This window comes from Brevibacillus daliensis (assembly GCF_021245735.1).
Classification (GTDB): Bacteria; Bacillota; Bacilli; order Brevibacillales; family Brevibacillaceae; genus Brevibacillus_B; species Brevibacillus_B daliensis.
In genome coordinates, this window is the sequence record NZ_JAJISB010000001.1 from 45,185 (window position 1) to 58,203 (window position 13,019).

The 13,019-nt window shown below is 38.3% G+C and carries 13 protein-coding genes; 1 reads left to right on the forward strand and 12 read right to left on the reverse strand.

All coding sequences use genetic code 11. The features are described from left to right. Positions 1-10: 10 nt before the first annotated feature. The 12 genes from grpE to lepA form a co-directional block, all read right to left on the reverse strand. Entirely contained in the window at positions 11-559 is a 549-nt protein-coding gene (gene grpE, locus LM917_RS00245; RefSeq protein ID WP_373688747.1) for a nucleotide exchange factor GrpE, read from the reverse strand. Between the two features lie 109 nt (positions 560-668). After that, a complete protein-coding gene (gene hrcA, locus LM917_RS00250; protein ID WP_232695390.1) occupies positions 669-1,709 on the reverse strand; it encodes a heat-inducible transcriptional repressor HrcA in 1,041 nt (346 codons plus the stop codon). A gap of 367 nt (positions 1,710-2,076) precedes the next feature. After that, on the reverse strand, positions 2,077-3,225 hold the full coding sequence (hemW, locus tag LM917_RS00255) for a radical SAM family heme chaperone HemW (RefSeq protein ID WP_232695391.1): 1,149 nt from the start codon (positions 3,223-3,225) through the stop codon (positions 2,077-2,079). A gap of 191 nt (positions 3,226-3,416) precedes the next feature. Continuing rightward, positions 3,417-3,944: a hypothetical protein gene (locus LM917_RS00260; RefSeq protein WP_232695392.1), complete on the reverse strand. Its 528-nt coding sequence runs from the start codon at positions 3,942-3,944 to the stop codon at positions 3,417-3,419. A gap of 374 nt (positions 3,945-4,318) precedes the next feature. Beyond that, the gene (locus LM917_RS00265; protein WP_232695393.1) at positions 4,319-5,074 is read right to left on the reverse strand and encodes an ATP-binding cassette domain-containing protein; all 756 of its coding nucleotides are present in this window, start codon (positions 5,072-5,074) and stop codon (positions 4,319-4,321) included. A gap of 15 nt (positions 5,075-5,089) precedes the next feature. Further along, complete coding sequence (locus LM917_RS00270) at positions 5,090-5,854, reverse strand: ABC transporter (protein WP_232695394.1); 765 nt, start codon at positions 5,852-5,854, stop codon at positions 5,090-5,092. A gap of 23 nt (positions 5,855-5,877) precedes the next feature. Continuing rightward, the gene (locus tag LM917_RS00275) at positions 5,878-6,960 is read right to left on the reverse strand and encodes a YcaO-like family protein (RefSeq protein ID WP_232695395.1); all 1,083 of its coding nucleotides are present in this window, start codon (positions 6,958-6,960) and stop codon (positions 5,878-5,880) included. Between the two features lie 12 nt (positions 6,961-6,972). Beyond that, positions 6,973-7,962, reverse strand: coding sequence for a YcaO-like family protein (locus tag LM917_RS00280; protein WP_232695396.1), 990 nt, complete (start codon positions 7,960-7,962; stop codon positions 6,973-6,975). Between the two features lie 166 nt (positions 7,963-8,128). Then, on the reverse strand, positions 8,129-8,884 hold the full coding sequence (locus LM917_RS00285) for a nitroreductase family protein (RefSeq protein WP_232695397.1): 756 nt from the start codon (positions 8,882-8,884) through the stop codon (positions 8,129-8,131). Beyond that, on the reverse strand, positions 8,874-9,731 hold the full coding sequence (locus LM917_RS00290; protein ID WP_232695398.1) for an McbB family protein: 858 nt from the start codon (positions 9,729-9,731) through the stop codon (positions 8,874-8,876). Before LM917_RS00290 ends, LM917_RS00285 begins: the two co-directional genes overlap by 11 nt. Before the next feature lie 95 nt (positions 9,732-9,826). Then, the gene (locus LM917_RS00295) at positions 9,827-10,000 is read right to left on the reverse strand and encodes a hypothetical protein (protein ID WP_232695399.1); all 174 of its coding nucleotides are present in this window, start codon (positions 9,998-10,000) and stop codon (positions 9,827-9,829) included. A 291-nt stretch (positions 10,001-10,291) separates the two neighbouring features. Further along, complete coding sequence (lepA, locus tag LM917_RS00300) at positions 10,292-12,112, reverse strand: translation elongation factor 4 (protein WP_232695400.1); 1,821 nt, start codon at positions 12,110-12,112, stop codon at positions 10,292-10,294. Between the two features lie 196 nt (positions 12,113-12,308). Between lepA and LM917_RS00305 the strand changes: the two genes are divergently transcribed. After that, positions 12,309-12,977 (forward strand): VOC family protein, encoded by a 669-nt coding sequence (locus LM917_RS00305; RefSeq protein WP_232695401.1) that lies wholly within the window; start codon positions 12,309-12,311, stop codon positions 12,975-12,977. Positions 12,978-13,019 lie beyond the last annotated feature (42 nt).

Consider the following 13,019-nt stretch of genomic DNA (forward strand, 5'->3'; position numbering starts at 1 on the left):
CTAAACAAAATTAAGAGTTTACTTTTACCATGGATGGGCGGATAACCCGATCCTTAAATTGATAACCTTTTTGCAGTTCTTCAACAATCACACCAGATTCATGATCAGGTTCTGATACCTGCATCACGGCTTGGTGGAATTGTGGATCAAATGGTTTACCTGTTGCTTCAATTGGTTGCAAGCCTTCTTGTTCGAACACTTGCATCACTTGGCGATATACCATTTGAACACCTTGCAGAATGCTTTCTGCGCTAGCACTAGTTGGGTCAACCGCAAGTGCACGTTCAAAGTTATCTACAGCAGGAAGTAATGACTCTACAACCTGTTGAGATGCATATTTTTGTAGATCCTCGTTTTCCTTTCGTACACGACGACGCATGTTATCCATGTCTGCCAATGTGCGCAGAATACGATTTTCTTGTTCCTGGACGAGAGCTTGCAGACGCTCCACTTCTTTTTCCAAGTCTTGTGGTTGCCAAATCTCAGGTTCAGTAGCCTGATCCATTTCTTCTGGCTGTTCTGCTGACTCTTGATCAGTTACGATTTCATCCTGATCCACATCCACTTTTGCTTTATCTTCGCTCACTTTTACTACCTCCTACTGTAAGACTCTATCTATGTAAGCAGGTTATATACCTGCTTCTAGCTTGCCTCGTCTTGTTCAATCTTTATTTCTTTTCATCTCCATTAAGATGGGTGGATAACATCTGAGACAGGCCCAGAGCGATAAAGTCCAGAACAGCAATCACCTTGCCATATTCCATCCTCGTCGGTCCCAGAATCCCAATCGTTCCCACAGGTTTTCCATTAAAGGTATAGCTGGTTGTAACAATACTACAATTCTTCATAGCTTCGAGACTGTGTTCCTGACCAATACTAATTTGCAAGCCGGAGCGACTTGGATCAAACCTTGGAGTAAGCTGCTCACTATGCTCAAACAACTCTAGTATCTCCTTAACCTTTTCCATGTCCTGGAACTCGGGTTGCTCCATGATTTTTGTAGTACCTTTTAGTAGCAAGCGATCTGTAGCATCCCCATCCACTGCTTTACCAAGAATGGTAAGCATTTCTTCATATTGTTCCACATGACGTTTCAATTCAACCGATACTTCCTGATATAGCCGCTGACGCAATTTCCACAGTGGCGTATCGTGCAGCTTCGTATTCAGGATATTAACCAGTTTCTCCATTTCACCAGGAGATACGCCTGAAGGTAAATCAATTCGCTTGTTTTCCACACGTCCTGTCTGCGTCACAATAATTGCCACAGCCTGTGTTTCATTCAAGGAAATGATCTGTAGATGCTTTAAACGGTGCTCAAAAATCTCAGGGCCTAGAACCACAGCCGTATAATTAGTAAGTTGTGTCAAAACAGAAGCCGTCTGTTCAATAGCATTCTCAAAATAAAAAATGCGGTCAGCAAAAAGCTGCTTCCAATTGGTAAGATCGTCACTGTTCTCAAGATCAGGCTGGATCATATTGTCCACATAATAACGATAGCCCTTAGTCGAAGGAACTCGTCCTGCTGATGTATGTGGTTGTTCCAAATATCCTAGATCTTCTAAGTCGGACATCTCATTACGAATCGTAGCTGAACTAAAGCTGATTTCTGGTCGCTTCGAAATCGTTCGGGAGCCAACAGGTTCTGCCGAATGTATATAATTCTCAATGATCGCTTGCAAGATCAAATGTTGTCGGTCTGATAACATGAAAGTCTCCCTCCCGCGTAAAGTCAGCTCTGTACCCTCTTCTTAAGGTGACGAGGCGCCCTCGCATTTTCATCGAGTATAATGCTTTGTTAGCACTCACTCCTGTTGAGTGCTAAACCATACTAATAATTTATCAATCAGCCGTCATTTTGTCAACTTTTTGGGAAGAAAATTAGTTAACAAAAGACAAGTACACGAAGTAAAACTTCTATATGATTCCATCGGAGGAAGCTGGTTCTTCTTTATAGGTTATTTTTCATACGTAACAGGAAGAAACCTTGTAAAGCATATAAATACTGATCCAGTAACAAAAAATCTGGAAGAGATCCCCCCAGATTTTTAAGATATTCAGCATTGCTCATTTTGGTTATTTATCACGCAAAAACCTTGCAAAAACTTCATTTCCAAGCGGAAGCGCCTTTTTGGTTAAGCGGAGATGATTGTCTTTAATCTCCAGCATCCCTTTTTCCACTTCCTCTTGAACAATAGCTCCGAACTCTTCCATCACCGTTCTACCAAATCGGTCGGAGAATGCCTGAAGTTTAACACCTTCTCGCAGACGTAATCCGAGAATCATCTGATCTTCCATCGCTTCCTCATTTGCCACCATAAATTGTTCGACTCGAGGTGAACCTTCCATTGCCATCCTATTATATACAGCTAGGGGTCCAGCGTTTACATGGCGTTGACCGTTCACATATCCATGGGCTCCTGCGCCAAGTCCATAATAGTCCTCATTAAGCCAATATGTTTTGTTATGACGGCTCTCCTTACCAGGATAAGCAAAATTGCTAATCTCATACATGTGCATGCCACGTTTCTCCAAAGTATCTATGAGGGTAAGGTACATCGCAAGTTCTGTCTCTTCAGTCGGAAGCGGTAGCTGATCCTTCTGGTACAACGTATGGAATAACGTATTCTCCTCCACTTTTAACCCATAAGAAGAAAGATGGGTGATTGGCAGTTGAAGGGCTTTGTCCAAGCTAGCAGTAAACGTATCCATTGACTGATCCGGCAATCCAAACATCAAATCAATCGACAGATTATCAAAACCAGCTTTTACCGCATTATCAAGACTCTGATACACTTCGTCCACATTATGAATTCGTCCAATTCGCGAAAGCAAGCTATCATCAAATGACTGAACACCAAAACTGACACGATTTACCCCGAAGGATTTCATCAGTTTCAACTTTTCGAGATCAGTCGTACCCGGATTGGCTTCCATTGTCCATTCCATATCTGGAGCAAAACAAGAACCAACTTCATCCGTTACAGATTGTAAAAAAGCTGCCATTTGTTTATGGTCCAGATAGGTTGGCGTGCCTCCCCCGACAAAGATCGTATCAATCTTCTTTGGAGTGGTTTCTTGAAAGGTAAGCTTCATTTCTCGCTTTAGCGCTTCAAGATAATCCCAAACCAGCTGCGGATTATTAGTCACAAAGGAATTAAAATCGCAGTAAAAACATTTATTCGTACAAAACGGTATGTGGATATAGACAGCATGTGGGCTCATCCGATATCCCCCTTTTTTATAAATATAGTGAAAAACGCTAAAAGTGAGAAGACCTGACCACCAGATAGCAGGTGCCAGGTCAACTCGTTATATTCTATTGTATTCTGCAATCCTTCATATAACAAGGTTTTATGTGTGCTTGAACATCATAATGTATACTAGCACATCGCGTCAACTTGGCTTTGATCGGATTAGGTGGCTTGATTGATTTGATATGAAAACTTAATTTGATAATAGTTATTACGAAGACATTTATAAGTAATGCTTATTAACTCATCATCTCTATAGACAACAAAACCTTTGGATGTACCTATTGCAATAAAGTCGCTAATGGCACCTTGGAGTTTCTGTTTCGCCAGTTCTGTTTGGTAGAAAGTGAAAAATTCATCCTCTTTAATATATGTTCGGTAAAAAGAAGAACAGTGATTGGAGCTGCCCTGAAGTACTGTACGTTTTGGTAATGGTACATTCCATTGCTCGCATTTGTAATATGAGTCAAAGAAAACAATACTTTTAGTAAAATCATTAAAATCATTATTCCAAAAGTACAATTGCAAAATAATAAATGATGAAGTAATTACAATCGTGTTCTTTTTACTGTTTAACAATTTTTTACTTAGTATGAGGCTACATATGTAAATTACAAAAATAAATGCAACAAAGAGTGACATAAAAAGATAGCTAAGACTATTTGGCATTTCAGTCTTGCTCCCTTCCATTATTAAAACCCTTTATGTAGAAATAACCGAGGTTAATATTCCTTTCCTCGGCTCAATGATCATATCCACTCATTTGTTTTCCTTACCAGTAATACACTTAATCATAATAATAATTAAGTAAACAATACTTGATTCAAAATATCCGCGCATATTCACTCTTTCAAAACCAATAAAAAAACTTCTTGTGCCGATATTGCGCCGATTGAGCACATAAATAACACATTACTGATTCATCAATGAGGAAAAGCCCTCACCATTTGACCAATTCGGTAGCTCATGGTGAGGGGATTCTTTGGTAAATCAACTACTTACCAAATCATTAGCTATAAACGGATGGAGCCTTCACAACAAATGAATTCATGATTCATTTCGCGTTATGCATAAACCTGTGCTTCAGTAATAACCTCCTGATTGAGATTGTTGATACAATTGTCAAAAGCGATATCTGGATTCTCAGACCCATACAAACTAATAAAAGACTGATAATCCCCTTCAAATAGAATACTTCCTTTATGTAAAACATTGATTTTACAAGTAATAAACTTTAAGTCATGTAAATGATGCGTAGATAAAATAATAACGTTCCCTTCCATTTGAGATAATTCTTCAATTCTCTTATAGATCTTTATTCTTGATGACGGGTCTACGCCGCTTGTTGGTTCATCAAAAATATATAAGCTTCTCTTCAACTGCGTTAAGGTTATGACGTACAACCATCTTCTTTCCCCTACTGACATTTGCCCAATTTTTTTGTTCCATAAATCTTTTAACAACTCTTTTTCACGGTCGCTCTTTAAATTCATCTGTTCTATGATGTAATTTTCATCATTAATAAATTTTTTACCAGATATATTATAGATGAGCCGAATATACTCCTTACCTTTTACAAGAGCAGAAAGGAATGTTCCTTGGATTTGATATAACATATCTTGTATGTGGGGGAGATTGGTAATGTGCCCATGTTGAGGTTTATATAACCCAGAAATAATATCAAATAATGTTGTTTTTCCAGCACCATTTAGCCCAATCAGGACATTAACAAGTCCAGTTTCAAATCTAATCGACATATTTTGAAGTGCTGGCCGATCTGCTTTTGGGTAGGTGAATGATAAATTCTCAATCGTAATCAATTTGCTCCCCCCTTATTACGTTCTCGTAGTAACAGAGATTAGTTTGATTCTCTTCCAAGAAAAAATGCCACAAATTAAATAGATGAGACTCACACTGAGAAGTCCAAACAGCGTGTAACCATTACTCTGAACGAGCATAATATCCGAGATGTTTAATGCTGTGTTATATACGAACTCAACAGGGGTTAGTCTGAAAATAAATTCCAAGAAGCCATTACTGATGGTACCTCTATATAAGGCAATAAACATAGCAGGCAGCATAAACATATTTGCGATAGAGTATAACGTAGATGTTTGTAAGGAAAGCGTTGTTAAAGAGAGCATAAGCCCGATTAAAGGTATGCTCACAACTAGAAAGGTCACAGTTGCTATTTCTACTAACAAGAATAAGGGATAGCCAAAGACCGAACTTACCACAGATGTAAAGAAAGCAATATTAATGAGTCCGTGTACGATTTGCAAGAAAAGTAAGCCCAAAATAATGGGGGCTTTTGAACCGCCTATATAGGTAAAACAGCGTAGAAAGCCATTTTCTCTAAAGATAATGATTCGAAAGGCAACACCAAATAAGAAAGTGTTCACTGTGATATAAGCCCAGAATGCACAAAGAAACGGTAATGCTTCTGTAATTGTTTGTTTATGATCAAACCAATTAATATTTAAGGAAATAAAGATGATTATCGGAACAAGGACTGCCCAAACTAGCCCAAGGACACCTTCTCTTATCACTATTTTGTTATAGAATAAAAAAAATTCATAACTACTTTTTACTAGCGACATGCCCCACCTCTTATCTCTTGCCATTACGCAAAGGGAATCATTCTATTTTGATTAGGAAAAAATGTCGCTTTCAAAGAACGAGAAATCTTATACTCAGATGGGTCAAATAATTCTGTATGCATATGTGGATAGCCATCTGGAGAATATAGTTTCACTACTTTACAACTGTTCGTATCTATCGGCATGGGAATATCAACGAGATATAAATCCACATCTAATTCTTCGCAGTACGCTTTCATCGATCTTCTCAGGTTCCACTCTTCCGTTCGCTCTTCTATTTTATTCATTGGAGATGAACTCTCAAGTAAAAACTTTATTTCCTGATAAAATTCATCTCGTTCCATGTTATAAAAATAATCAACAAAAATATTACCCGAAGCCATCGGCTGTCCAGTAGTCTCCACCTTGAAAGAGATTAGACTCTCTCCGATCATTATAAATTCATCAATACTCGACTCTATTGCCTTATTAATATCCCTGTGAGCCGCTAGCCCAACAGAAAAGACTTGCTGATCAAAGCCAATCGTCATAATGACATAAATATCTGGCCGAATTGAAATATTGACAAAATATATTTTTTCTAATAATTCTGTTAACAGACGGTACTTCCGAGAGATGCTTGGATTTGTTAGGTCAGGTTTAATATGCTCTCCCTCACTCTTTGTCAACCACATATGAATAAGCGATTGACGCTCCACATATTCAAAATAAGCTTTTTCCATAGCTTTCCGCCCGTTCACATGTGCAGCCATCCCACACGTATCAGTGAATGTGTCTTTTTTGACATGGGCAAAAATTGGAGATGTTGGTTCCAAGATAATATCTGTTGCTGGAACATCAATTATCGTTCCATTTAATACATGAACACCTTTAAAACTAGGAGTTCCAAATTGAGCCCAATCCTTCTGCAAACATTTAAAGATGGACAGCCTTTCCTGAAATTCACCAATTGAGGACTTGATAACCTCCTCCACACGAATTTTTACTGAGTTGCCATTGGCATGATCATGCAAACAAGAATTGATTTGACAATGTTTCAGATGATTCAGAAAGGAAGATTGACGTACATGAAATGATTTTACGATAAACGGATGACCTCTACCCACTGATTTTACCTCCTATATGAATGGACAATCTGGCACTTCCAATAGCCTCTCCTTTGTAAACTGTAGAACCTCCTTGTTGATTCGAATATCTACGTCGATAAACTCTTTTACAGGGATATGAGAAAGTAACTGTGGTGAAAAAACCTTTACAGCCACAAGTTCCCTTGTAATAAGCTGCTTTAGATTCATCACATACAAATCTTCTATCCATTTTGGCAAATTTTTTACCACCATGCTTATCTTCTGTTTGACACCTAACGAATTATGTAGCCTCTGTGAAAACTCCTTCTCCACAGCCAGCGGAAGATTATCAAGGCTTCGTACATGTTCAATGCACTTTTTGTCATTCAATAAGTTTATTACTAAGCTATCATAAGTATTTTCACTTCGTTCACTGTGCTTGCTTTTAGCTTGATAGTAAAGCTTTTCATAATATAAACCTAGCATATAAGCTTCAGAGACAGATTTATTTATTGCTTGTTCGAGTAAAAATCCAGAACCAATTCCAACTTTAAATCGGACTGGACTCGTCTCACTTTCAAAGATACAAACAACAACCAACAAAGGATAAAACGATTCTTGGATAAAAAACGTAAAGGTTCCATCCTCAAAAAGTAAACTCTTACCTGCTGTTGTATCAACATGGGTAGTTGTAAGCTTGCGGCCTAGCTTTCCATACCAAAGAAGGAAGACACTATTCTTTTCTAGCAACTCTGCAAGCGCGTTATAAAGTGCTTCGTCTGGATTGAAATGTACAGCAGTACCTGTTGTATCAATAACGGGCGTTGTTAGACGAAAACAAGAGTATTCTTGAGGAATTGATGTAATTTCATTCTTGATTAAATTAAAAACTTGAATTCTTCCATCCTTGTATCCGGTTAATGCTCCAAAATTTAATGACCTTCGTTCGATTGACTCGGAAAATGCTTTTTTAAACGAAAGTATTTTTTCTTCAGCGACTCCACCACAATTGGTTGGTCCCATTAATCCCGATTCATCCACGTAATTTCCTATACTAGAAATGGAAGTGTACATTTGATGCTTAGGAAACAGACTACTCCTAAAACCAAAATGTTCTCCTTTTTTGTAAGAAAAGATCATATTGGTTTACCGAACCACTGGATTAGTACTACAGGGGATAATCTCGGACTTAATCCAATTTGATTGGTTAGTGCATTATATTATCGTTGAAGCCGGACCAGCATAAATCGCCTAATCCCTTCTTCTGTAAGGCATATCTAAGACTCTGACTCATTAATCCCACCTCAATCATGCCATGTCTATACCCTCTATATCCGTATTTTGTAATTGCCCTTCTCACATCAAATGCATAAGCAATTGCAAACGGGGAAGGAACCTTTGTCTCCAACGGACAACTATTTTTTTTGATTTTCTCGATTTTTTTATCGTCAAAGTTCTCAAGTAAGAGGAGTTCATTATCATGTGAATTAAATACATAGCTCCCCCGTTTCACTAGTCTGTCTACATCATTAAAAGTAAGGAAAACGGGAATGATCGGGTATAAAGCCCCAGCCGAAGGATAGGCTTTAGAGGGGACTCCTTCCGCTCTTCCAAACGCATCATATAAAATGTGACCAAGCTCATCTAGCGTAATTTGCCAGTTTTCATCGTATTCTCTGATCGTGGTTGTTTTTTCCTTATACGTTTTACATACAGGCAAGCTCACTTTGTATTCATAATACTCTGGTAATACATCCGTATTCTGAACACGCTCTATCCACTCTACAATCGTAGAATCAAATTGAAATTGAAACGGATTTTGCCAGGTTGTCTTCTGATGAAAAGTTAAAATGTCATGTAATTGTTTTTCGTTGCGAATCGTCTCTAGCATCGTATCTGCTTTTTTCGCTCTCGCAATTCTTTCCATTTGACTTGAGTGAGTTGGTTTCCTATCAACTTTCATAACAGCTACACATCTCCCAATGTATTGAAGTATCTTCATATATTTTCAAAGTCAACAGATCCAATAATGTGCAGTTGCTTATTTCTTCAGGATGCATCAAAGAAACTTGTAAATTATGTAAAAATCTGGAGGTTTTATTTGTCAGGAGCCGTGCAATATTTAATTTTTGTACACCAGATAAGGGAATATTCACCTCAAAGTTTTCGTCAACATGATAAAGGGAATCGATCATTTGCTGATAGGTCGCTCCATTTTCATTCTCAATTTGTGATTGAGCTTCAATATGACCTACATGACAAAAATGACAAGGAACTTTCCATTCATTTGAGTAAAGGCAATCCATATAAAAATTGTTATTATAGATATAGCTGAACACCAATTTCGTAGAATCTGAAAGCTTATCCGTAATACTCCGTGCCAGTTTTTTACTGTATGGGTTAAGAAAAACGATCAATAATTCATCATCATCAACCGCCTCTATCTCTTCAAGTTTTTTATATTCTACCGGGATCTTACTTGCATAATCCTGATATATCGCTGAGTAAATCAACTCACCTACTTCATGATTGTTAGTCACGATGGTTATTTTGTTACTATCAATTTTTTTGGGCTTCTCTTCTCTTAAAATAGCGTACTCTTCTAAAAATTGAACCACATCTTCTGTGTCCTCATTAAAGTCAGCTGCAATTTCCTCGATAGATACTCTCGTTTTATTGTTTTCCATCCATAATTGAAGAACATGCTTTAACATTTCATCTGTAATGGTAACAATGCTATCCTGATTTTGAACAACCAGATCATTGTTTTCTAATTGAAAAGCAATGTACTTATTTATGATATACTTCATCAGAAATCCCTCTATTCTTACTTAATTGGAAAAGTGATAACCTTTTCTCGATTTGAAAAGAGATTATCACTTTTCTCAAAAATCACAAAATACGATTATGCCTTTTTCTTAGCTGTTGCTCCACAACCTGAAGCACATGCACACAGCGGAATGTATTCATCACGCCCCCGTGTACTTTCAGAGCGTGTTTGTACACCTGTTCCAAATCTTCTCTTCACTCCAGATTGAGAACCATTTACTTGCGTTTTCCATTTTGTACCACCAACCATATTATCACCTCCTATTTATGGGAAATTATAGCATTTTATTTATTTTTTACAATAATAAAAATATTATTAATTTTCTATTTATTGATTCGAATAGTAGTTGTAATAGAAACTATTTAGATGTAAAATACATTGCTCATATAAAATAAATGATCTACATTATCGTATTGGCTTATGAAAGATTATTATATTTTCTACATCTATCTACCAAAAAAAGACGACAGAAGCTGATTTAAAATCCAGCTCTTGTCGTCTTTAAAATGAGAAAATGTTTCAAAAATCTCTATCCACCAATTATTTCTTATTATTATCCATACGTAATACAGCCATAAACGCCTCTTGAGGAACTTCTACAGAACCTACCGATTTCATGCGTTTCTTACCCTCTTTTTGTTTCTCAAGAAGTTTACGTTTACGGGAAATGTCACCACCGTAACATTTTGCAAGTACGTTTTTACGCATAGCGCTAATTGATTCACGCGCAACGATCTTTTGACCAATGGCAGCCTGAATCGGCACTTCAAATTGTTGGCGAGGAATTAGTTCCTTCAGTTTTTCACAAATCACCTTACCACGTGGATAAGCGGTATCCTTGTGCACGATAAAGGAAAGAGCATCGACTACCTCACCGTTGAGAAGAATATCCATTTTAACTAGTTTGGAAGCCTTGTACCCTGCCATTTCATAATCGAAGGAGGCATAGCCTTTTGTTCCTGATTTTAATAGGTCAAAGAAATCATAGACGATCTCAGAAAGCGGCATGTCATATTTCAACTGCACGCGATTCTCGCCTAGATATTGCATGTCTAAGAAGTTACCCCGTTTGCCTTGGCAAAGCTGCATAACATCCCCGACATAATCCTTTGGTACCATGATTGTAGAAGTAACATACGGCTCCTCAATCTGTTCGATCTTTTGAATATCTGGCATTTTGGATGGGTTGTCGATTTCAAAAACCTCACCATTTGTCTTCGTAATTCGATAGATAACGCTAGGTGCTGTGGTAATCAGGTCAATGTTAAACTCACGCTCAATACGTTCCTGAATGATTTCCATGTGCAACAGACCAAGGAACCCGCAACGGAATCCGAAGCCTAGTGCCTGAGATGTCTCAGGCTCAAATTGCAGAGAAGCATCATTTAACTGCAATTTATCAAGCGCATCACGCAAGTCATTGTAATCGCTTGTATCAATCGGATAGAGACCACAGAATACCATCGGGTTAATTTTACGGTAACCTGGAAGCGCTTTTGCTGCTGGACGGCTTACATCCGTAATAGTATCCCCGACACGTGTATCTCCTACAGTTTTAATTGCTGCTGCGACATAACCTACATCACCTACAGTCAGCTCGTCTACCTGAGTCTGACGAGGAGTATATGTACCAACCTCCGTTACCTCGAACGTCTTGTTGGTCGCCATCATTTTGATTTTCATACCTTTTTTAAGAGTACCATTCATGATACGCACAGAGGCGATAACGCCACGATACGCATCAAAATAGGAATCAAAAATCAGTGCTTGCAATGGCGCATCAGGATCTCCAGTTGGAGCTGGTACTTTTTTCACAACTGCTTCCAGTACATCCTTAATCCCGATACCTGATTTAGCTGAAGTAAGTACCGCATCGCTCGCATCAAGACCGATAACGTCCTCCACTTCCAGCTTTACACGCTCAGGTTCTGCGCTAGGCAGGTCGATTTTGTTGATAATCGGGATGATTTCCAATTCGTTATCCAAAGCCAAATACACGTTAGCCAATGTCTGAGCTTCAATTCCTTGTGCGGCATCCACTACAAGTAGTGCCCCTTCACAAGCAGCCAGGCTTCGTGACACCTCATAGGTAAAATCGACGTGTCCAGGCGTATCAATCAGGTGAAGAATATACTCTTCGCCATCATCCGCTTTATAATTTAAACGAACTGCATTTAATTTAATGGTAATACCACGTTCTCTTTCCAGATCCATCGTGTCAAGGAACTGGGCTTCCATTTCACGGGTAGTCAATGCTCCTGTAAGTTCAAGAATACGGTCAGCTAATGTGGATTTCCCGTGGTCAATATGAGCGATAATAGAGAAATTACGTATTTTCTTTTGTCTTTCCAGACGATCCATCTACTTGTTCCCTCCCACGCAATGTGGAATACAACATTACGTTCTTCAAAAATTGCAGTAGGTTTAACTATACCAAAAGAGTGCTTCTCAAGCAAGATTTCTCCGCTTATCATTAGGGTCTATCGTCATTTCTTCTTGTGTGGTAGATTGTAGGAGTACAGTAAATAGGATGCCATCTACCTAAAGGAGAGATTTCATGTTCTTGTTAGACCGATTAATCTATGCGACTAACCGTCCAGATGATATTGACCGCATTTTAACCCAGGAAAAAGGCTATGAGTGTGTGGCAGCTGGTAATTCTTATCCTGGTATTGCGACTCGTCATTATCCATTTCCTGGTGGAGGTTACTTAGAGATAGCATATGTAGAAGACAAGGAAAAAGCTACTCAAACCGAAGTTGGTCAAGGACTCCTTGCTTTTCTAGAAGAACAGGGGGAAGGTTATTACTCCCTTTTGCTAGAAACTGCTGATCTAACACACGTAGAAAATGTACTGCGTGAAGAGAACTATCCTATATACAAAACAGGAGTACATGAAATCACTACAATTACTGGTGAAAAACTACGGATGCGAATGCTTGGTACTTCCTCACATTTGCCTTGGTTTATCGAGTATGAAAAAACTACGCAAGCAAAACCTGACTATGCTCAAGCGGCTATCATTCGTACAACAACTTTGACAGCCGATGTAGCGCTTTTAGAAAAATTGGTAGGGGTTACTGCCATAATGGGTACCTATCCTGGAATGAATACAGGCTTTCTCCCCTTAGCAAATGCATCCTTACGCTTAGAATCCGCAGATAAGAACGGGATTAGTTATTTTGAACCAAAGGGACTACTTCTAGACGATACAATTTATATGTAATAGTGAACTAATAACTTTTATCTTTTTACGTTTCTTACATAG